General features: G+C 74.2%; 17 protein-coding genes. 10 read left to right on the top strand and 7 right to left on the bottom strand.

Features of this window, described 5'->3' with window-relative positions:
* Positions 1–146 precede the first annotated feature (146 nt).
* Complete coding sequence (locus ACIF8S_RS02310; protein WP_399996848.1) at positions 147–1,199, bottom strand: DUF2637 domain-containing protein; 1,053 nt, start codon at positions 1,197–1,199, stop codon at positions 147–149.
* Positions 1,200–1,559: 360 nt separating this feature from the next.
* Positions 1,560–2,456, bottom strand: coding sequence for a (2Fe-2S)-binding protein (locus ACIF8S_RS02315; protein ID WP_399996849.1), 897 nt, complete (start codon positions 2,454–2,456; stop codon positions 1,560–1,562).
* Between the two features lie 167 nt (positions 2,457–2,623).
* Here ACIF8S_RS02315 and ACIF8S_RS02320 point away from each other — a divergent pair, with 167 nt between their 5' ends.
* Positions 2,624–3,463 carry a GntR family transcriptional regulator gene (locus ACIF8S_RS02320; RefSeq protein ID WP_399996850.1) on the top strand — a complete coding sequence of 280 codons (840 nt, stop codon included), beginning with the start codon at positions 2,624–2,626 and terminating at the stop codon, positions 3,461–3,463.
* Between the two features lie 278 nt (positions 3,464–3,741).
* Here the strand turns inward: ACIF8S_RS02320 and ACIF8S_RS02325 are convergent, their stop codons facing one another.
* Together ACIF8S_RS02325 and ACIF8S_RS02330 are read right to left on the bottom strand one after the other, a co-directional pair.
* Positions 3,742–4,509: a hypothetical protein gene (locus tag ACIF8S_RS02325; protein WP_349797087.1), complete on the bottom strand. Its 768-nt coding sequence runs from the start codon at positions 4,507–4,509 to the stop codon at positions 3,742–3,744.
* 157 nt (positions 4,510–4,666) lie between these two features.
* Entirely contained in the window at positions 4,667–6,358 is a 1,692-nt protein-coding gene (locus ACIF8S_RS02330; protein ID WP_399996852.1) for a PucR family transcriptional regulator, read from the bottom strand.
* Between the two features lie 341 nt (positions 6,359–6,699).
* On the opposite strand from ACIF8S_RS02330, the gene ACIF8S_RS02335 reads away from it, so the two are divergent.
* From ACIF8S_RS02335 to ACIF8S_RS02355, 5 genes are all read left to right on the top strand, one after another.
* The gene (locus ACIF8S_RS02335) at positions 6,700–7,590 is read left to right on the top strand and encodes an FAD binding domain-containing protein (protein WP_399996853.1); all 891 of its coding nucleotides are present in this window, start codon (positions 6,700–6,702) and stop codon (positions 7,588–7,590) included.
* Complete coding sequence (locus tag ACIF8S_RS02340) at positions 7,590–8,165, top strand: (2Fe-2S)-binding protein (protein WP_399996854.1); 576 nt, start codon at positions 7,590–7,592, stop codon at positions 8,163–8,165. The genes ACIF8S_RS02335 and ACIF8S_RS02340 overlap by 1 nt, the downstream gene beginning before the upstream one ends.
* A 2-nt stretch (positions 8,166–8,167) precedes the next feature.
* Complete coding sequence (locus ACIF8S_RS02345; RefSeq protein WP_399996856.1) at positions 8,168–10,552, top strand: xanthine dehydrogenase family protein molybdopterin-binding subunit; 2,385 nt, start codon at positions 8,168–8,170, stop codon at positions 10,550–10,552.
* Between the two features lie 209 nt (positions 10,553–10,761).
* Complete coding sequence (locus ACIF8S_RS02350; protein WP_399996857.1) at positions 10,762–12,219, top strand: NCS2 family permease; 1,458 nt, start codon at positions 10,762–10,764, stop codon at positions 12,217–12,219.
* 45 nt (positions 12,220–12,264) lie between these two features.
* Positions 12,265–13,413, top strand: coding sequence for an XdhC family protein (locus ACIF8S_RS02355; protein WP_399996859.1), 1,149 nt, complete (start codon positions 12,265–12,267; stop codon positions 13,411–13,413).
* 3 nt (positions 13,414–13,416) lie between these two features.
* On the opposite strand, the gene ACIF8S_RS02360 is transcribed toward ACIF8S_RS02355, so the two are convergent.
* The 3 genes from ACIF8S_RS02360 to ACIF8S_RS02370 all read right to left on the bottom strand — a co-directional run bounded on the left by ACIF8S_RS02360 (position 13,417) and on the right by ACIF8S_RS02370 (position 15,533).
* A complete protein-coding gene (locus ACIF8S_RS02360) occupies positions 13,417–14,145 on the bottom strand; it encodes a DinB family protein (RefSeq protein ID WP_399996860.1) in 729 nt (242 codons plus the stop codon).
* A 120-nt stretch (positions 14,146–14,265) separates the two neighbouring features.
* Positions 14,266–14,706 (bottom strand): SRPBCC family protein, encoded by a 441-nt coding sequence (locus tag ACIF8S_RS02365; RefSeq protein WP_399996861.1) that lies wholly within the window; start codon positions 14,704–14,706, stop codon positions 14,266–14,268.
* Positions 14,707–14,777: 71 nt separating this feature from the next.
* Entirely contained in the window at positions 14,778–15,533 is a 756-nt protein-coding gene (locus tag ACIF8S_RS02370; protein WP_399996862.1) for a polysaccharide deacetylase family protein, read from the bottom strand.
* A gap of 698 nt (positions 15,534–16,231) precedes the next feature.
* Between ACIF8S_RS02370 and ACIF8S_RS02375 the strand changes: the two genes are divergently transcribed.
* From ACIF8S_RS02375 to ACIF8S_RS02390, 4 genes are read left to right on the top strand one after another with little or no spacing between them, the layout of a single operon-like run.
* Positions 16,232–17,239, top strand: coding sequence for a glycosyltransferase family 2 protein (locus tag ACIF8S_RS02375; protein ID WP_399996863.1), 1,008 nt, complete (start codon positions 16,232–16,234; stop codon positions 17,237–17,239).
* On the top strand, positions 17,236–17,889 hold the full coding sequence (locus ACIF8S_RS02380) for a D-glycero-alpha-D-manno-heptose-1,7-bisphosphate 7-phosphatase (RefSeq protein ID WP_399996864.1): 654 nt from the start codon (positions 17,236–17,238) through the stop codon (positions 17,887–17,889). The genes ACIF8S_RS02375 and ACIF8S_RS02380 overlap by 4 nt, the downstream gene beginning before the upstream one ends.
* Positions 17,886–18,875, top strand: coding sequence for a glycosyltransferase family 9 protein (locus tag ACIF8S_RS02385; RefSeq protein WP_399996865.1), 990 nt, complete (start codon positions 17,886–17,888; stop codon positions 18,873–18,875). Before ACIF8S_RS02380 ends, ACIF8S_RS02385 begins: the two co-directional genes overlap by 4 nt.
* Positions 18,872–19,822 carry a glycosyltransferase gene (locus ACIF8S_RS02390; protein WP_399996866.1) on the top strand — a complete coding sequence of 317 codons (951 nt, stop codon included), beginning with the start codon at positions 18,872–18,874 and terminating at the stop codon, positions 19,820–19,822. The genes ACIF8S_RS02385 and ACIF8S_RS02390 overlap by 4 nt, the downstream gene beginning before the upstream one ends.
* Positions 19,823–19,850 lie beyond the last annotated feature (28 nt).

Genomic DNA, 19,850 nt, shown 5'->3' on the forward strand with positions numbered 1-19,850 from the left:
TGGGGGAGCCCCCCCGCCCGGCCCCGGCGGGGGCCGCCGCCCCCGCATGTGGGGCCTGGGGGGGCCCGTGGCCGGCGCCGCGGCGGGGGGGGGGGGGCCCGCCCCCCCCCCCCGGGCCCCCCCCGCCGCGTCGCGTCGCGAGGGCGTCAGCCGAACTGCTGCTCCAGATCCTTGAGCTTGCGCTCCAGGGAGTCCAGGCGGGGCAGCGCCTGCGTGTCGTCCTCGGCCGTGAGGTCGACGGTCGTCGCGTCACCGCCGGGACGGCGCACGGGCTGCAGGGAGGGACGCGGGGCGCGCGCGGGCAGGGCCTCCGGAGCCGCTATGGCAGGCTCCGCGGAGACCACGTCGGAGTCGCGCTCCATGGTGGGCGCCTCCAGTTCGCGCCCGCCGCCCCGGCCGCCGCCGACCCCGCGGTGGCCCCGGCTGATCGCCTTGAGCCGGGCCCGCTCCATGCGCTGCTGCTCCCGCCGGCGCCGCTTGGTCTCGTCCTTGCGCAGCTTGTCCTCGCGCACCTCTTCGACCGCCTCGTCGAGGCTGCGTACGCCCTCCAGCAGCATCAGCGACCAGGCGCGGTAGGTCTCGCGAGGGGCGCGCAGCCAGCGGACGATGCGGATCTGCGGCAACGGCCGCGGCACCAGGCCCTGTTCCCGCAGGGCGGCCCGGCGGGTCTGCTTCAGCGCCCGGTCGAACAGCACCGCGGCGGAGAGGGACATGCCCGCGAAGAAGTGCGGGGCGCCCGCGTGGCCGATGCCGCGGGGCGCGTGGACCCAGTTGAACCAGGCGGCCGCGAAGGCGAACGTCCACACGAGTATGCGCGAGCCGAGGGCCGCGTCACCGTGGCTGGCCTCGCGCACGGCGAGCACCGAGCAGAACATCGCCGCGCCGTCCAGACCGAACGGGACGAGGTACTGCCAGCCGTCGGACAGACCCAGGTTCTGCTCGCCGAAGCCGACCAGTCCGTGGAAGGAGAGCGCGGCGGCGACGGCCGCACAGCAGAACAGCAGGACGTAGGAGACGGTCCCGTAGAGGGCCTCCTTGCGCCGCCGGCGTTCCTCGCTGCGCTCCCACGAGTCGTCCGCACCGGTGTCCTTGACCGAGGAACGCTTCCCGCGCGCCAGCACCGCCACCGCCGTCAGCATGCCCAGGAGCAGCACGAGGCCCGGAAGGAGCCAGTTCAGCGATATGTCGGTCAGTCTCATCTAGGGGTCCCTTGCATTGGGATAGGGCGTAACGCCCGCCATAGTGGCCCAATCCCGGCGGCCCTCAGGGGGTTTCGGGGCAAGAGGCCGCCAACGAGACGCGAGGGGGGTGCCCAGGGCGGCATTCTGCTCGAACTGCCTTGTGAGGGGCGGGAGTTGAGTTCGAATAAGACTACCCGTACGGATGGTTCCGTGGAGAGTTCCCGCGAGAGGTGAGGAAATTGTGAAGTGCTCGTGACCTCCGCGGCGCGGTGCGCGCCGGGGCGGCGCACCGACAGGGCGCGCCGACGCGGCGACCGCCCTGACGTACCGGCCGGACGATCTTAGGCCGCGCGGTGCCCCGTCGTTGTCGACGTCGTGTCAACTGGCCTGCGCGGCCAGGGCGGTGGCCCGCTCGCGGGTGCGCGCAGGGGCCTGCTCGCGGGTCCGCGCGGGGGCCTGCTCCTTGGCGCAGGTGCGCGGGCAGGTGGCGCAGACGTCCGCCGGGCGCACCGTGTAGAACATGCAGCAGCTCACCCGCTCCCGGGTGGCGGCGGCCGGCTCGGCGTCCGGACCCGCGGGCCGGCGGAAGGCGGCCGCGCCGACGTACGGCTTGGTCGCACCTGGCAGCAGCAGCTCCAGTTCGCGCATGCCCCGCTCCTCCTCGCCGAGCAGCTGGGCGACGTACCAGAGGCTCTCGACGATCTCGTCGGTCGCCATGCCCCACAGAGCGCGGCCACGCCGGCGCATCCGGGGGCCGAACCCGGCCAGCACGGGCTCCAGGTGCTCGGCGACCGCCGCGCGCACCTCCGCCCGCAGGGCCTCCTCGTCGGGCACCACCCGGGCGCCGGGCAGGGCGGCGGCGGGGTCGTCCGGCAGACAGGCGAAGCCCTCGGGGCGGACCGCCATGCGGCCGACGGCGAGGCAGGGGGCGCCACGGTCGAACGAGACATGCGTCACGGGGTAGCGCGGCACCCGGCGGTGCAGGAACCACGGCACCGTAATCAGCAGGCAGGCCGGCCAGGCGTAGCGGTGCAGGCCGAAGCTGGCGATCACGTCCGGGCGGGCCTGCCGGCCGTAGTCCCGCAGCACCTGCGTGTCGTCCCAGGCGAGGAAGGCCTCCAGCGCGTCCCCGCCTGCTGCGAGGTCGTCGGCGGCGATCCAGCCGCCGCCCCGGGGGGCCGCCTCGTCGGGGCCGAGCTCGGTGACGGCGAAGGCGGGGAAGGCCTCCGCCAGGCGGGCGTACGCGTCCGCGACGGCCGAACCGGGCACGGCCATGGGACCACCCCTTCACGTCTCGTGGAGCCGGGCAATAAAAGGTAAGCCTCACCTTACCGAAGATCGGTGAGATGTGAACTGGCGTCCGATGCGCATAAGGTGCTTGACGCACGGGTGCCAACCCCCCGTAATGACCCCAAGTACCGACACGTCCGCTGGAGGACCTTGTGAAGGAGGGCACGGGCTCCGCCGGGACGGAGGAGGCGGTCGCCGCCGCCCCCGCCGCGCAGGGCCGCCACCGGGTGCCCGCCCAGCCCGCGGCCTCCGACGCGGACCGGCGCCGCGACACCGGGCGCGACCGGCTCGCCGGTCCCGAGGACGACGGCTCCGCGCGCGGTGAGCACACGCACGGCGAACCCGCCCTTGCCCGGCCCCGGCACGCCGTCCAGCGGTCGTCCGTGCGCGGCCAGGTCCTGGCCGCCCTGCGCACCGCGCTCGTCTCCGGCGACCTGCGGCCCGGCGAGGTCTACTCGGCGCCCGTGCTGGCCGAGCGGTTCGGTGTCTCGGCGACGCCCGTCCGCGAGGCCATGCAGCAGCTCACCCAGGAGGGCGCGGTCGAGGTCGTCCCCAACCGCGGCTTCCGGGTCGTCGAGCGGGGCGCGCGGGAGATCGCCGAGCTGGCGGAGGTCCGGGCGCTGATCGAGGTGCCGGTGATGCTGCGGCTGGCCCGTACCGTGCCGGCCGAACGGTGGGCCGGGCTCCGGCCGCTCGCCGAGGCCACCGTCCGCGCCGCGTCCTCCGGCTGCCGCGCCACGTACGCCGACGCCGACCGCGCCTTCCACAGTGCGGTGCTGGCCCTCGCCGGCAACGAACAACTGGTCGGCATCGCCGAGGAGTTGCACCGCCGTGCCCAGTGGCCGCCGTTGGGCGGCGCCCCCGGCGGCGGCAGCCGCGCCGCATTGATCGCGGACGCCCACGAACACACCGCGCTCCTCGACGCGCTGATCGCGGGCGACCTGGACGTGGTGCGCGCACTGGTGGGGGAGCACTTCAACGGGGCGGAGTAGGCGGGGACACCCCTCCGGCACCCCTGGCGCCCTCCGTCACCCCTGACTGCCTCGAGCGCCGGACCTCGGACGCGCCGCGAGGGCCCCGGATCCCTGATCCCCGCGCGCCGGGCGCCGCACCCCGAGTGGTGGCCTCCCGAGGGCCCGGCACCCTGGGCTGTCGCACACGCCAGGGTTCCTTGACCCGGGCCGCGGACGCGTCCCCGGGAGCAGCGGCTCCCGGATCCCGGAACGCGCCCGCCCCCCGGTTCACCCGAACGAGGCACCCGTCAGGGCTCTCACGCCGTGGCCGCGTCCGTCTCCGGCGGGGCGAGGCGGTGGGCGAGCCAGGTGGGGACGCCGCCCAGGAGCCGGAACAGGCGGCGGGCCTCCTCGCGCAGGCGCGACGCCTCCGGCTCCGTCTCCGTGTCCGCCAGGGACACCAGCGCGGGCGCCGTACCGACGAGGTAGCCCAGCTCCTCGCGGATCCGCAGCGATTCCGCGAATCCGTGCCGGGCCTCCTTCAACTCGCCCTCGCGCAGCGCGAGTCCGGCGAGGTGGCGCCAGGTGGCGGAGAGCAGCAGCGGGTCGGGGTGGGCGGTGGCGCCCGCGTGGGCCCGCCGGTAGGCCGCCCGCGCCGCCTGCGGCGAGCGGGTGAGGTTCTCCGCGATGAGCCCCCGGCGGAAGTCCAGCAGCGCCCGTCCCGCCGCGCCCGGCGCGATCAGCGCCGCCGCCCGGCCCAGCGCGGCCCGCGCCTCGTCGGCCCGGTCCCTGACCTGGAACAGCGTGGCGGCGTAGGCCAGGTACCCGCGTTCACAAGCGGCGGCGCCCCGCTCGTCGTCGGTGTGCGCCATCGCCTCGGCCGTGCGCAGGGCGTCCTCCGCGTCCTCCCACCCGGCCTGCGTGTAGAGGCACCGCTCGACCAGCAGGGAGGCCCGCTGCAGGGACGTACGGGGGGTGGTGGGGGTGAGCAGTGCCGCCGCGTCCACCCAGCAGGCGCGGGAGCGCAGCCGCCACACCGCCGTCTGGAGGGGATCGTCATCGGCGGTCGTTCCGTCACCGGACATGGCGGTATGCGCCACGTTGCCCTCCCCGAGCACGCCATCGAGCTGTTGAGTGGTGGCCGCATCTCAGCACGAACCAGCGGGCCCGGCCAAGAGGGCGGGTGAAGGATTTCACAAAGTCATGGGCCGTGGACCGGAACGGGGGAGTCCGAGTGCGGGGTCAGCTCATCCGCAGCGCCAGGAAGAAGTCCAGCTTGTCCTCCAGGCGCGACAGGTCACGGCCCGTCAACTGCTCGATACGGCCGACGCGGTAGCGCAGCGTGTTGACGTGCAGGTGGAGACGGGACGCGCACCGGGTCCACGAACCGTCGCTGTCGAGGAACGCCTCCAGGGTGGGGATCAGCTCGGCGCGGTGCCGCCGGTCGTACTCGCGCAGCGGGTCGAGGAGCCGGGCGGTGAACGCGCGGCGCACGTCGTCGGGGACGAACGGCAGCAGCAGCACGTGCGAGGCCAGCTCCTGGTGCCCGGCCGCGCACACCCGGCCGGGACGGGCCGCCGCCACCCGCCGTGCGTGCCGCGCCTCCTCCAGCGCGCCGCGCAGCCCCTCCGCGGAGTGCACCGCGGCGGACACGCCCACGGTGAGCCGGCCGTCGCCGTCCAGCCCCGCGGTCAGCGGGCCGCGCACGGACTCCAGCAGCGCGTCGGCGAGCACCCCGGGGCCGCCGTCGTCGTGCTCGCCGGTCACCGAGGGCAGCGGGACCAGCGCGATCGCCTCGTCCCCGGTGTGCGCCACCGCGATCCGGTCGGACGGCTCGGTTCCGGTCGACGCCGGGTCGACCAGGATCTCCTCCAGCAGCGCCCGCGTCACCGCGCCGCCGTCGTCGGCCCCGTCCTCCCACTCGACCCGGGCGACCACCACCTGCCAGTGCGGGGCGGTGCCGAGGCCGGGCAGCAGCACCGGCGCGGCCACCCTCAGCCGCGCCGCGATCTCCGCGGGCGCGGCGCCCGTCTGCACCAGCTCCAGCACCTCCTGCGCCAGCCGGCGCCGCACCGTGCGCGCCGCGTCCCGGCGGTCCCGCTCGACGGCGATCAGCTGGGTGACACCCTGCAGCAGGTCCAGCCGCTCCTCGGCCCAGTCCCCGGCGTCCGCCTCGACCGCCAGCAGCCAGTCGGACAGCGCCGTCTCACGGCCGTCCCGCGCCGGGGACGGGGCGTGCCCGCTGCCGCGCACCGGAAACAGGCTGTACGTCGTCCGGTCCAGCACCACCCGGTGCGGCCCGCGCCGCCCGGTGCGCACCGCGGCCAGGTGCTCCGCGGCGAGCCGCGCGCACGCCTCGGCGGACAGCGCGGGCACGGTCCCGCGCGCCCCCGCGTCCTCCTTCGGCGCCGCGATCAGCCGGCCGGTCGGAGACAGTACCCAGGCCCGCAGGTCCAGGTCGGAGCCGAGCAGGTCCAGGACCACGTCGGGGCCGCCACCGGCCGGGCCGGAGGTCATCATCCGCCGGTGCCGGTCCACCACGGCCGCCAGGTCCCCGGCGCGCTCCCCGGACACCTGCCGCACCACGTGCTCGGTGATGGTCGCGAACGCCACCGACTCGTGCACCGCGAACAGCGGCAGCCGGTGCCGCGCGCACGCCACGACCAGGTCGTCCGGGACGTCCCCCAGTTCCGCCTCGCCGGCCGCCAGTGCCGCCACCCCGGCCTGCACCAGGATCCGTACGAACGACTCGGAGTCGGCGGCGTCGCGGCGCCAGGCCAGTCCGGTCAGCACCAGCTCCCCGCCCGAGAGGTAGCGGCTGGGGTCCCGCAGGTCGGTGGTCATCACGCCCCGCACACCGCGGTCCAGCTCGTCCTCGCCGCCGAGCAGCTTCAGGCCCAGCGCGTCGGTGTCCAGCAGTGCGCGCAGCCGCATTCTCGTCGCCGCCGTTTCCTTGTCTCGGTAGCCGTGAGGCAGTGAAGGGATGGTTCCGGGAGGCCCGTGGGGTGGCCGGTCAGCGAGGTCTACCGCTCCCTGGTCCACTTCTCCGTTTCTGGAGGAAGACAGGGAGGTTACTGGGGCTCTCCGTTCATACGAATCTACAAGATGCCCGCGATGGCCAGCCAACTCCTTCATGGTTTCCGTGACTGACCCGGGCGGAGTACGCGGCGGTGTACTGGGCGCACTCCGCGTGAACACCGCATGAACGAGCCGGGCCCGCCGCACACGGATTGGCTCAATCTGTACGCCCCACGAGACGAAGAAGAGAGCCGGTCATGGACTTCCTTCGCCCCGCCAGCTGGGAGGAGGCGCTCGCCGCGAAGGCCGAGCACCCCACCGCTGTGCCGATTGCGGGTGGCACCGACGTGATGGTCGAGATCAACTTCGACCACCGCCGTCCCGAGTACCTGATGGACCTCACCCGCATCGGTGATCTGTACGCATGGGAGGTCGGCGAGGACAGCGTACGGCTCGGCGCCTCCGTCCCGTACTCGACGATCATGGAGCAGCTGCGCACCGAGCTGCCGGGCCTCGCACTCGCCTCCCACACGGTCGCCTCCCCGCAGATCCGCAACCGCGGCGGCGTCGGCGGCAACCTCGGCACCGCCTCCCCGGCCGGGGACGCCCACCCCGCGCTGCTCGCCGCCGGCGCCGAGGTCGAGGTCGAGTCCGTGCGCGGGTCGCGCCGCATCCCCGTCGACGACTTCTACACCGGCGTGAAGCGCAACGCCCTCGCGCCCGACGAGCTGATCCGCGCCGTCCACATCGACAAGGCCGACGGACCCCAGCAGTACTCCAAGGTCGGCACCCGCAACGCCATGGTCATCGCCGTGTGCGCCTTCGGGCTCGCCCTGCACCCGCGCACGCGTACCGTCCGCACCGGCATCGGCTCGGCCGCCCCGACCCCCGTACGGGCCCGCGCCGCCGAGGACTTCCTCAACGCGGCCCTGGAGGAGGGCGGCTTCTGGGACAACGGGAAGATCGTCACCCCGTCCGTCGCCAAGCGGTTCGCCGACCTGTGCGCCGCCGCCTGCAGCCCCATCGACGACGTGCGCGGCACCGCCGACTACCGCCGCCACGCGGTCGGCGTCATGGCCCGCCGCACCCTGACCTGGACCTGGGAGTCGTACCGCGGCACCCACCGCACCACGGAGGGAGCCGCGTAATGCGCCTCAACTTCACCGTCAACGGACGCCCCCAGGAAGCCGACGACGTCTGGGAGGGCGAGTCCCTGCTCTACGTCCTGCGCGAGCGCCTCGGCCTGCCCGGCTCCAAGAACGCCTGCGAACAGGGCGAGTGCGGGTCGTGCACGGTACGGCTCGACGGCGTGCCCGTGTGCTCCTGCCTCGTCGCCGCGGGACAGGCCGAGGGCCGCGAGGTCGTCACCGTGGAAGGCCTGGCGGACTTCGCCCGGCAGCGCGCCTGCGGCACCGGCGGCACGTGCGGCACCTCCCTGGACGAGGCCAGGGGATGGCAGGCGCGGGGCACCGACTCGCAGACCGGCGAGGGCGCCGAACTCTCTCCCGTGCAGCAGGCGTTCATCGACGCGGGCGCCGTCCAGTGCGGCTTCTGCACGCCCGGGCTGCTGGTCGCCGCCGACGAGATGCTGGAGCGCAACCCCAATCCGTCCGACGCGGACATCCGCGAGGCGTTGTCCGGCAACCTGTGCCGCTGCACCGGCTACGAGAAGATCATGGACGCGGTCCGCCTCGCGGCCGCCCGCCAGTCCGAGGGGGTCTGAGCATGCCCACGAACGGTGTTCCCACGAAGATCACACAAGGCTCGGGCACCAAGGGCGGCATCGGCGAGTCCACCCTCCGCCCCGACGGCACCCTGAAGGTCACCGGCGAGTTCGCGTACTCGTCCGACATGTGGCACGAGGACATGCTCTGGGGGCAGATCCTTCGCTCCACCGTCGCCCACGCCGAGATCGTCTCCGTCGACACCGCCGAGGCCCTCGCCACCCCGGGCGTGTACGCCGTCATGACGTACGACGACCTGCCCACCGAGGTGAAGCACTACGGCCTGGAGATCCGGGACACCCCCGTCCTCGCCCACGGCAAGGTCCGCCACCACGGCGAACCGGTCGCGATCGTCGCCGCCGACCACCCGGAGACGGCCCGCCGCGCCGCCGCGAAGATCAAGGTGGACTACCGCGAACTGCCGGTGATCACCGACGAGGCCTCCGCGACCGCCCCGGACGCCGTCCTCGTCCACGAGCACCGCGACGACCACCACATCGGCCACGTCCCGCACCCCAACATCGTGCACCGCCAGCCCATCGTGCGCGGCGACGTGACCGCGGCCCGGGAGCGGGCCGACGTGATCGTCGAGGGCGAGTACACCTTCGGCATGCAGGACCAGGCCTTCCTCGGCCCCGAGTCCGGCCTCGCCGTGCCCGAGGAGGACGGCGGCGTCCACCTCTACATCGCCACCCAGTGGCTCCACTCCGACCTGCGCCAGATCGCGCCCGTGCTCGGCCTGCCCGAGGACAAGGTGCGCATGACCCTGGCCGGCGTCGGCGGCGCGTTCGGCGGACGCGAGGACCTGTCCATGCAGATCCACGCCTGCCTGCTCGCCCTGCGCACCGGCAAACCCGTCAAGATCGTCTACAACCGCTTCGAGTCCTTCTTCGGCCACGTCCACCGCCACCCCGCCAAGCTGCACTACGAGCACGGCGCCACCGCGGACGGCAGGCTGACCCACGTCAAGGCCCGCATCGTCCTCGACGGCGGCGCGTACGCCTCCGCCTCCCCGGCCGTGGTCGGCAACGCCTCCTCACTCGGCGTCGGGCCGTACGCCGTGGACGACGTCGACATCGAGGCGATCGCCCTCTACACCAACAACCCGCCCTGCGGCGCGATGCGCGGCTTCGGCGCGGTCCAGGCGTGCTTCGCCTACGAGGCGCAGATGGACAAGCTCGCGGCGCGGCTCGGCATCGACCCGGTGAAGCTGCGGCAGCGCAACGCCATGGAACAGGGCACGCTGCTGCCGACCGGCCAGCCCGTCGACTCCCCGGCGCCGGTCGCCGAACTCCTGCGCCGCGTCAAGGCGATGCCGATGCCGCCCGAGCGCCAGTGGGAGTCCAGCGAGGGCGCCGACGTACGCCAGCTGCCCGGCGGCCTGTCCAACACCACGCACGGCGAGGGCGTCGTCCGGGGCGTCGGCTACGCGGTCGGCATCAAGAACGTCGGCTTCTCCGAGGGCTTCGACGACTACTCCACCGCCCGGGTCCGCATGGAGGTCGTCGGCGGCGAACCGGTCGCCACCGTGCACACCGCGATGGCGGAGGTCGGCCAGGGCGGCGTCACCGTCCACGCCCAGATCGCCCGCACGGAGCTGGGTGTCACCCAGGTGACGATCCACCCGGCCGACACCCGCGTCGGCTCGGCCGGTTCGACGTCCGCGTCCCGCCAGACGTACGTCACCGGCGGCGCGGTCAGATACGCCTGCGAGCTGGTCCGGGAGAAGGTCCTCGAGCTGGGCCGGCGCAAGCTGGGCTCCTACCACCCCGCCTGGGCCAACGCCGAACTCCTCCTGGAGGGCGGCAAGGTCGTCACCGACGGCGGCGAGGTCCTCGCCGACCTCGCGGACGTCCTCGGCGACGAGGCCGTCGAGGTGGAGGAGGAGTGGCGGCACCGCCCGACCGAGCCCTTCGACCTGCGCACCGGCCAGGGCAACGGACACGTCCAGTACTCCTTCGCCGCGCACCGCGCCGTCGTCGAGGTCGACACCGAACTCGGCCTGGTGAAGGTGATCGAGCTGGCGTGCGCGCAGGACGTCGGCAAGGCGCTCAACCCGCTGTCGGTCGTCGGCCAGATCCAGGGTGGTACGACCCAGGGGCTGGGCGTGGCCGTCATGGAGGAGATCATCGTCGACCCGAAGACCGCGAAGGTACGGAACCCGTCCTTCACGGACTACCTCATCCCGACGATCCTCGACACCCCGACCATCCCGGTCGACGTGCTCGAACTCGCCGACGACCACGCGCCGTACGGCCTGCGCGGCATCGGTGAGGCGCCCACGTTGTCGTCGACACCGGCGGTGTTGGCGGCGATCCGGGCGGCGACGGGTCTGGAGTTGAACAGAACTCCGGTCCGTCCGGAACACCTCACGGGCACGTCGTAACGCCGGGTGCGGGCAGTTCGTGGCCGGTCGCGCAGTTCCCCGCGCCCCTGAGGGTGCTTCCGCCGCGGCTGCCGCAAGGCACACAACGCCGTTCAGGCATACCTCGTTCGTCTCGGGCCGTCCCCCGGGTCGTGCACCTCCCCAAATCCCGTCCCCGCCCTCCACGGTGGGACTCCGGGTGCCCCTATGAACCTTGGGAGCAGGCCCACATGACCCAGCAGTCACTGCAACCGACGACCACCGCCGAGGACGCGGGACCAGGATCCCGCGTCCCGGCAGGACGGTCCTGGCTGGACCGCTACTTCCACATCACCCACAGAGGATCGACCGTCGCCCGCGAGGTGCGCGGCGGCACCACCACCTTCATGGCGATGGCGTACATCCTCCTGCTCAACCCCCTGATCCTGTCCGGCAAGGACGCCGCCGGGAACACCCTCGCCGCCACCGCCCTCATCACGGCCACGGCCTTCGCCGCCGCCCTCAGCACGCTGCTCATGGGCTTCTTCGGCAAGGTGCCCCTCGCTCTCGCCGCCGGCCTCTCCGTCTCCGGCGTCCTCGCCTCGCAGGTCGCCCCGCAGATGACCTGGCCGCAGGCGATGGGCATGTGCGTGATGTACGGCGTGGTCATCATGCTCCTGGTCGTCACCGGCCTGCGCGAGATGATCATGAACGCCATCCCGCTCGCCCTGAAGCACGCGATCACCATGGGCATCGGCCTGTTCATCGCCCTGATCGGCTTCTACAAGGCCGGCTTCGTCCACCAGGGCGAGTCCACCCCGGTCACCCTCGGGCCGGCGGGTGAACTCGCGGGCTGGCCAGTGCTGTTGTTCGCCGTCACCCTCCTCACGGTCTTCGTGCTGCAGGCCAGGGGCGTGCCCGGCGCCATCCTCGTCGGCATCGTCGGCGGCACCGTACTGGCCGTCGTGCTCAACGCGTTCGGCGTGGTCGATCCCGAGCAGTGGGCGAGCGGCCCGCCCGAGCTGCACGGCGGCGCGGTGTCGATGCCGGACTTCTCGGTCTTCGGGCACGTCGAGTTCGGCGGCTGGGGCGAGGTCGGCGCGATGACCGTCGGGATGATCGTCTTCACGCTCGTCCTGGCCGGGTTCTTCGACGCGATGGCGACCATCATCGGCGTGGGCACGGAGGCGAAGCTCGCCGACGACAAGGGCCGCATGCCGGGCCTGTCCCGGGCGCTGTTCATCGACGGTGCCGGCGGCGCGATCGGCGGGGTCGCGGGCGCCTCCGGCCAGACCGTGTTCGTCGAGTCGGCGACCGGCGTGGGGGAGGGGGCCCGTACCGGCCTCTCCTCCGTCGTCACCGGCCTCTTCTTCGCCGCGTGCCTGTTCTTCACCCCGCTCACGGCCATCGTGCCGGGGGAGGTCGCCGCCGCGGCCCTGGTGGTGATCGGCGCGATGATGATGTCCAACGCCCGCCACGTCGACTGGGCCGACCGCGCCACCGCGATCCCGGTGTTCCTGACCGTGGTGGTCATGCCGTTCACCTACTCGATCACCGCGGGCGTGGCCGCCGGGGTCATCTCCTACGTCGCCGTCAAGGCCGGCCAGGGCAGGGCGCGGGAGGTCGGTGCCTTCATGTGGGGCCTCGCACTGATCTTCCTGGTGTTCTTCGCCCTCGCCCCGATCGAGAGCTGGCTGGGCGTGCGCTGAAGCCGCGATCCCCTTGCACATCACCGCAGTTGAGGAGACCGAGACATGCTGGACATCGCCGAGGAGCTGGACCGGTGGGTCGCCGGGGGCCGTGACTTCGCCGTCGCCACCGTGGTGGCCGTCGGCGGCAGCGCGCCCCGCGGGGCCGGCGCGGCGCTCGCGGTCGACGCCGACGGCACGGCGGTCGGCTCGGTCTCCGGCGGGTGTGTGGAGGGCGCGGTGTACGAGCTGTGCGTGCGGGCGCTCGAGGACGGCGTGACGGTCCTCGAGCGCTTCGGCTACAGCGACGAGGACGCCTTCGCCGTCGGTCTGACCTGCGGCGGGACCATCGACGTCCTGGTCACCCCGGTACGGGCGGCCGACCCCGTCCGCCCCGTGCTGGCCTCCGCGCTCGCGGCGGCGGCCCACGGCCGGACGGCCGCGCTGGCCCGGATCGTGGACGGCCCGGACGACCTGCGGGGCCGCGCGCTCACGGTCCGCACCGACGGCACGTACGAGGGCGGCTTCGGCGGCCATCCGGACCTGGACCGCACGGTCGCCGCCGAGGCGGGCGCCTTCCTGGACGCCGGACGCACCGGCACCCTCGAGATCGGGGAGCGGGGCTCGCGCTGCGGGGCGCCGCTGACCGTGCTGGTCGAGTCGTCCGTGCCGCCGCCCCGGATGATCGTGTTCGGCGCGATCGACTTCGCGGCCGCGCTGGTACGGGTCGGCAAGTTCCTCGGCCACCACGTCACGGTGTGCGACGCGCGCCCCGTGTTCGCCACCCGGGCCCGCTTCCCCGAGGCCGACGAGATCGTCGTCGCGTGGCCGCACGAGTACCTGGCCCGCACCACGGTCGACGCCCGCACGGTGCTGTGCGTCCTCACCCACGACGTCAAGTTCGACGTACCGCTGCTGAAGCTCGCCCTGCGTCTGCCGGTCGCCTACGTCGGCGCGATGGGCTCCCGGCGTACCCACCTCGACCGCGACGCCCGGCTGCGCGAGGCCGGCGTCACCGACCTGGAACTGGCCCGCCTCAGGTCCCCCATCGGCCTCGACCTGGGCGCCCGCACCCCGGAGGAGACGGCCCTGTCCATCGCGGCGGAGATCGTCGCCGACCGCCGCGGCGGCAGCGGTGCCGCCCTCACCGGCGCCCACACCCCGATCCACCACGACCCCGGGGCCCGGGGGCCCCGCATCGGCTCGGTGGCCTGAGCACTACCCGTCGTTCCCCGACAGGGTGTGGCGGACCCGCCACAGGTCACGGAGCAGCGCGATCTCGGCCATGTGGTGGACGAACTCCAGATTGGCTCCCGCGATCACCCCGATGAACGGGTCGTCGGCGTCGGAGCCGTACGGGTACTGCGAGAAGCCGATGGTGTCGAGCTGCTCCTCGGTGACGCCGGCGATCCCCTCCCGCCAGCGGTCGACCGCGGTCCAGAACCGCCGGAGCGTCACGGCGGCCGACGGGCTGAAGTCGACCATCAGCTTGGGGTCCTGCTCGCGTCCCCCGAAGGCCCACTCCCAGCCGCCCGCGAACTCGTAGTGCAGATGCCCCAGCCGCCACGCGATGGTCGTGAGCGGTGTCTCGTCGGGCTCCGGCTCCCCGGTATGGGCGAGGACCTCCTCGACCCGTTCGACGCTCACGCTCCAGTCCTCGGCGATCTTGTCGACGCTCATCCCGCTCGCCGCCTGCCGGGCGACCTCCGCGTACTCACTGGCGGGGATGTCCGGGTCGCCCAGGTCCAGCACCCACGCGCCGGGGCCGAACGCCCGGGGCGTCCTCGCCTCGGCCCGGGGCCGGATCGACCAGCACCCGGGGACCGGCTCCCAGAGGTACTCCTCGTCGCCGAGTCCCGACAGCCGCGCACGGGCCATGTCCGTCGCCTTGTCGAACTGCTCCAGCAGGATGCCCAAGCGGTCGGTCCGTGCGCCCTCGGTGCCCATCTCAGGCTCCCTGTCGTCGGGTTGTGTCCAGATGCCAGGGGGAAGGTAGTGGTCCCACGCCCCGGGGCGCGACCGCTTTTCGGCACACCTCCGTCTGCGGAGACCGCCGCCTCCGGTGGTTCAGGCCGCCCGCAGCAGCCGGTTCATCGCCCGGCCGAAGACCCGGTGGCCGGCGCGGGCCAGCAGCGCGTCGCAGACGGCGGGCAGGAAACGCACCCGGATGTTCTCCCGCCACACCACGCGGGCCCGGCCGTCCGGGCCGGGGCCCACCTCGATCTCCGCCCAGCCGGTGACGACCCGGCCGCGCTTCTCCAGCCGGCAGAACCCGGGGGTGCCGCCCGCCGGGGGCCGCCAGACCGTCACCTCCATCGGGTCGTCGAAGGCGAGCGGGCCGAGGCCCGTACGGGCGACGAAGACAGTGCCCTCGGCGGTGGGCGGGGGAGTGGTCACGGTGACGCGGGTCAGCGGGACCACCTCGCCGTGCCGGGGCCACGTGGTGAGCCGGCGCCACGCCTCGTCGAGGGGGAGGGGTGCCGTGCGGTGGAGCTGGAAGGTGGCCACGCAAGGATCTTAGGAAACGGCGGCCTGCCGGGGGCGCGTCCGTGTGGCCGAGCGGGTGGCGGCCGTGCCGTTCACCGGTGGACCGCGCCGGGCTCCGCCTTTCCCGGGGCGAGCAACTGCGGCACCGTGACGAAGACGTAGCCCCGGGCCTTCAGCGCGTCGATGATGCCGGGCACGGCGGGGACGGTGCCGTCGTAGAGGTCGTGCAGCAGGATGATGCCGTCGCGCGAGGACTGGTCGAGGACGCGGCGCGTGATCAGGTCGGAGTCGCTGGTCCGGTAGTCCTTCGCCGTCACGCTCCACAGCACCTCCGCAAGCCCCAGCTCGCGGCTGACCTCGTGCACGGTGTCGTCGGTGCGGCCCTGCGGCGGGCGCATCAGGGTGGGGCGGCGGCCGGTGAGGCGCTCTATCTCCTCGTTGGTGCGGACGAGTTCCCTGCGTATCTCGTCCGGCTCCAGGTCGGTGAGGATGCGGTGGGTCCAGGTGTGGCTCGCCAGTTCGTGGCCCTCGGCGGCCATCCGCCGCACCAGCTCCGGGTACGTGTCGATGTGCCGTTCGCCGAGGAGGAAGAAGGTCGCCGGGACCTGCTCCTCCTTGAGGATGTCCAGCAGGCGCGCGGAGTGCTCGCTCGGGCCGGCGTCGAAGGTGAGCGCGATGCACTTGGCCACGCGGCAGTCGACGGTGCCGAAGCGGGCCTGCACGTCGGTGGCGCGGACCGTGCTGGGTGGGGTGGTGTCGAGGTGGGTGCAGCTGGTGAGGGTGAGTGCGGTGATCGCGGCTGCGGTCGCGGTTGCCGTCGTGCGGAACGCGGTGCGCGTTCTTTTCATCCTTCTGATCGGAAAAAGCATGCGCGGACTGTACACGCCGTTTATACACGGGGTTTATAGTCGGTTCCCGTGCGCCCTGTTGCGGGCCGGTTGCGCACTGTGAGAGTTCTCACGGCCTGTGCGGCCAGGGGGTGCCGGGTGCTGTCGTGACGCCGGGTGCGGTCCGTCGGGGGCCGGTCGCGCAGTTCCCCGCGCCCCTGAGGGGCGCTCCTCTGCGGGCAGTCGTGCCGTCGGGGCGGCACGGGTGGGCGCAGGCGGGACCTTGTGGCGCCGGGTTGTGCACTTCCCCGACGGCCACGGGGCGCCGGGTGCTCTCGGTGTGCCGGGTGCGGTCCGGTGAGGGCTGGTCGCGCAGGTCCCCGCGCCCCTGAGAGGCGCTTCCCCGCGACCCTGAGGGGTGCTTCCCCGCGACCCCGGAGAGGGCTGGTGTCGGCTGAAGGGGTGAATCCCGTTCACCCCTCCGACCTGCGTCGACCGCCACCCCGGTGCACGCTGGTGCAAAGCGGGGCGAGTTGGGTCAAAAGGTTTGAGTCAGCTCGGCCGCGGCACCCGCCACCCCGCAGCACTCAGCACACGCAGGGACGGAGCCCACTCCCCATGCACGACCCCGGTGACCACGCCCCGTTCCCCGAGCAGGAGCACCTCGCCCGCTCCACCGCCGCCGGGCCGACCGCCGTGCCCAGAGGGAGGGCCCCGCGATGACGTCGTACGCCGTCGTGATCCCCACCCTGGTGGGCGACACCCTCGCCGACTGCCTCGCCGCCCTGGCCGCCGCACACGGCCCGCGCCCCGACCGCATCGTCCTGGTCGACGACCGGCCCGAACAGCCCGAGCCCGACCCGGCGCCGCTGGAACACGCGCTGACCGTCCTCGGTGACCTGCGCGCCCGCACCACCGTGCTCACCGGGGAGAACCGCGGCCCCGCCGCCGCCCGCAACACCGGGCTGCGCGCCGTCACCGAGCCCTGGGTCGTCTTCGTCGACGAGGGCGTCCAGGTGGGACCGCACTGGTGCGCGCGGCTCCTGGAGGACCTCGACGAGGCGACCCCCGACACCGCGGGCGTACAGGGCGTCATCACCGTGCCACTGCCCGGCGGGCGTCGCCCCACCGACGCGGAGCGCGGCACCGCCGCACACGCCCGCGCTCGCTGGATCACCGCCGACATGGCGTACCGCACGGAGGCACTCCGCCGCGTCGGCGGCTTCGACGAACGCTTCCCCCACGCCTTCCGCGAGGACGCCGACCTCGCGCTGCGGCTCCTGGACGCCGGCTGGCGCATCCGCAGGGGCGGCCGCACCACCCTGCACCCCGTGCGCGCCGCCTCCCGCTGGGCGTCGGTCCGCCGGCAGCGCGTGCACGCCGACGACGCCCTGATGCGGCGGCTGCACGGGCCCGACTGGTGGGACAAGGCGGTCGCGCCGCGCGGCCGGATCCGCCGGCACGCCGCGATCACCGCCGCCGGAGCCGCCGCCTGCGCCCTCGCCGCCACCGGACACCGCCGGGCCGCCGCCGCCTGCGCGGCCGGCTGGGCGGCCGGCACCGCCGAGTTCGCCCGCTCGCGCATCGTGCCCGGCCCGCGCACCCCCGACGAGCTGGTGACCGTCCTCGCCACCAGCGTGGTCATCCCGCCCGCCGCGACCTTGCACCGGCTCGCCGGCACCTGGCGCCACCGCAACGCCCCGTCCTGGCGGGAGCCCGCCCGATGAGCCCCGTGAAGGCGGTGCTGTTCGACCGGGACGGCACCCTGGTCCACGACGTCCCCTACAACGCGGACCCAGGCCGGGTGCGCCCCGTCGCCGGAGCCCGCGAGGCCCTCGACGCGCTGCGCGCCCGCGGGATCCGCACCGGCGTCGTCACCAACCAGTCCGGCATCGCCCGAGGGCTGTTCACCGAGGCCGACGCCGCCCGCGTCAACGGACGCGTCGAGGAACTCCTCGGCCCCTTCGACACGTGGGCCGTGTGCCCGCACGGCCCGCACGACGGCTGCGACTGCCGCAAGCCCCGGCCCGGCATGATCCTCCGGTCCGCCGGCCGCCTGGGCGCCGACCCCGCCGACTGCGTCGTCGTCGGCGACATCGGCTCCGACGTCGAGGCCGCCCACCGGGCCGGCGCGCACGCCGTCCTCGTCCCCACGCCGGTGACCCGCCCCGAGGAGACCGCCGCCGCCCCGTACGTGGCGCCGGACCTGCTCACCGCCGTGACGCTGATCCTCGACGGCCCGCCCTGGGAGGACAACCCCGCGCCCGGTCCGTACGCCGGGGCCGGCCTGGCGGGAGAGCCGTCAGGACCGGCCGCTCCCGGACCCCGGCCCGCCGGCCCGGGTACACGGCCGCCCGGGACCGGGAGGTACCTGTGAAAGCCCTCGTCACCCGGCTCGACAGCTTCGGCGACGTGCTGCTCGCCGGACCCGCCGTACGGGCCGTCGCCGCCCGCGCCGACCACGTCACGCTGCTGTGCGGGCCGCACGGGGTGCCCGCGGCGCGGCTGCTGCCCGGGGTGGACGACGTGCTCGTCTGGAAGTCGCCGTGGACCGGGTTCCAGCCGCCGCCGGTGGACCGGCGGGACATCGACGCGCTCGTCGCCTCCGTCGACGCCGACGCCGCGCTGGTCCTCACCTCCTACCACCAGTCCCCGCTGCCCACCGCGCTGCTGCTGCGGCTGGCCGGCGTCCCCTTCGTCGCCGCCGACAGCGAGGACTACCCCGGCAGCCTCCTCGACGTGCGCCACCACCGCGCCCCGCACGCCCACGAGGCCGAGGCCGCGCTGGACCTCGCGGAGGCCGCCGGCTTCCCCCGCGTCGACGACGGCCGGCTCCGGGTGCTCCCGCCGCCCGCCGCCGACGCGCTGACCGGCGACGGGCCGTACGTCGTCGTCCACCCCGGTGCCAGCGTGCCCGCCCGCGCCTGGAGCCCCGGACGGTGCGCCCAGGCGGTCCGGGAACTCGCCGCCGCCGGACGGCGCGTCGTCGTCACCGGCGGCGCGGGCGAACGCGACCTGACCGCGTACGTCGCCGGCGACCGGGCCGTCGACCTCGGCGGCCGCACCGACGCCGCGCAGCTCGCCGGGGTGCTCGCCGGGGCCGACTGCGTCGTCGCCGGCAACACCGGACCCGCCCATCTCGCCGCCGCCGTCGGCACCCCCGTGGTGTCACTGTTCGCGCCGGTCGTCCCGGCCGAGCGCTGGCGCCCCTACGGGGTGCCCTACCTGCTGCTCGGCGACCAGGACGCCCCGTGCGCCGGAAGCCGCGCCCGGCGCTGCCCCGTTCCGGGCCATCCCTGCCTGGACACCGTGACCGCGCTCGACGTCGTCGCCGCGGTCGACAAGCTCGTGGAGGTGGCATGAGGATCCTGCTGTGGCATGTGCACGGGTCGTGGACCACGGCCTTCGTGCGGGGACCGCACACCTACGTCGTCCCCGTCACCCCGGACCGCGGACCCGACGGACTGGGCCGCGCCCGCACCTTCGACTGGCCCGACTCGGTCGTCGAGGTGGAGCCGGAGCGCCTGGCCGAGCAGGACATCGACGTCGTCGTCCTGCAACGGCCGCACGAACTCGGCCTCGTCGACCGGTGGCTGCGCCGCCGCCCGCCCCTCGTCTACCTGGAGCACAACGCCCCGCACGGCGACGTCCCCGACACCCGGCACCCCGCCGCGGACCTCCCCGGCGTCACCCTCGTGCACGTCACCCACTTCAACCGGCTGATGTGGGACGCCGGTCCCACCCCCGCCACCGTCATCGAGCACGGCATCGTCGACCCCGGCCCGCTGTGGACAGGGGAGCTGCCGCACGCCGCCGTCGTCGTCAACGAGCCGGTGCGGCGCGGCCGTACCACCGGCACCGACCTGCTGCCGGGGTTCGCCGCCGCAGCGCCCCTGGACGTGTTCGGCATGGGCACCGAGGGACTCGCCGGTCACCTCGGCCTGCCCGCCGACCGGTGCCGCTCACACGAACTGACCCAGGCCCGGCTGCACGCCGAGATGGCCCGCCGCCGCGTCTACGTCCACCCCGTGCGCTGGACCTCCCTCGGACTGTCCCTGCTGGAGGCCATGCACCTCGGCATGCCCGTCGTCGCCCTCGCCACCACCGAGGTCACCGAGGCGGTGCCGCCCGGCGCGGGCGTCGTCTCCAACCGCGTCGACGTCCTCACCGACGCCGTACGGGACTTCGTCGCCGACCCGCTGAGCGCCCGCCGCGTCGGCGAGGGCGCCCGCGCCGCGGCCCTCGCCCGCTACGGCCTCGCCCGCTTCCTCGACGACTGGGAACGCCTCCTGAAGGAGGTCACCCGGTGATCCGCGCCGCGTCCCCGTCCCCGCGTGA

Origin of the sequence: Streptomyces sp. NPDC085937 (assembly GCF_044540535.1) — a bacterium.
Lineage (GTDB): Bacteria > Actinomycetota > Actinomycetes > Streptomycetales > Streptomycetaceae > Streptomyces.

What these genes read in the sequence shown, in the direction of transcription:
- ACIF8S_RS02310 (WP_399996848.1), bottom strand. Translation starts at nt 1,199, where the DNA reads ATGAGACTGACCGACATATCGCTGAACTGGCTCCTTCCGGGCCTCGTG.
- ACIF8S_RS02315 (WP_399996849.1), bottom strand. Translation starts at nt 2,456, where the DNA reads ATGGCCGTGCCCGGTTCGGCCGTCGCGGACGCGTACGCCCGCCTGGCG.
- ACIF8S_RS02325 (WP_349797087.1), bottom strand. Translation starts at nt 4,509, where the DNA reads ATGTCCGGTGACGGAACGACCGCCGATGACGATCCCCTCCAGACGGCG.
- ACIF8S_RS02330 (WP_399996852.1), bottom strand. Translation starts at nt 6,358, where the DNA reads ATGCGGCTGCGCGCACTGCTGGACACCGACGCGCTGGGCCTGAAGCTG.
- ACIF8S_RS02335 (WP_399996853.1), top strand. Translation starts at nt 6,700, where the DNA reads ATGGACTTCCTTCGCCCCGCCAGCTGGGAGGAGGCGCTCGCCGCGAAG.
- ACIF8S_RS02340 (WP_399996854.1), top strand. Translation starts at nt 7,590, where the DNA reads ATGCGCCTCAACTTCACCGTCAACGGACGCCCCCAGGAAGCCGACGAC.
- ACIF8S_RS02345 (WP_399996856.1), top strand. Translation starts at nt 8,168, where the DNA reads ATGCCCACGAACGGTGTTCCCACGAAGATCACACAAGGCTCGGGCACC.
- ACIF8S_RS02350 (WP_399996857.1), top strand. Translation starts at nt 10,762, where the DNA reads ATGACCCAGCAGTCACTGCAACCGACGACCACCGCCGAGGACGCGGGA.
- ACIF8S_RS02355 (WP_399996859.1), top strand. Translation starts at nt 12,265, where the DNA reads ATGCTGGACATCGCCGAGGAGCTGGACCGGTGGGTCGCCGGGGGCCGT.
- ACIF8S_RS02360 (WP_399996860.1), bottom strand. Translation starts at nt 14,145, where the DNA reads ATGGGCACCGAGGGCGCACGGACCGACCGCTTGGGCATCCTGCTGGAG.
- ACIF8S_RS02370 (WP_399996862.1), bottom strand. Translation starts at nt 15,533, where the DNA reads ATGAAAAGAACGCGCACCGCGTTCCGCACGACGGCAACCGCGACCGCA.
- ACIF8S_RS02375 (WP_399996863.1), top strand. Translation starts at nt 16,232, where the DNA reads ATGACGTCGTACGCCGTCGTGATCCCCACCCTGGTGGGCGACACCCTC.
- ACIF8S_RS02380 (WP_399996864.1), top strand. Translation starts at nt 17,236, where the DNA reads ATGAGCCCCGTGAAGGCGGTGCTGTTCGACCGGGACGGCACCCTGGTC.
- ACIF8S_RS02390 (WP_399996866.1), top strand. Translation starts at nt 18,872, where the DNA reads ATGAGGATCCTGCTGTGGCATGTGCACGGGTCGTGGACCACGGCCTTC.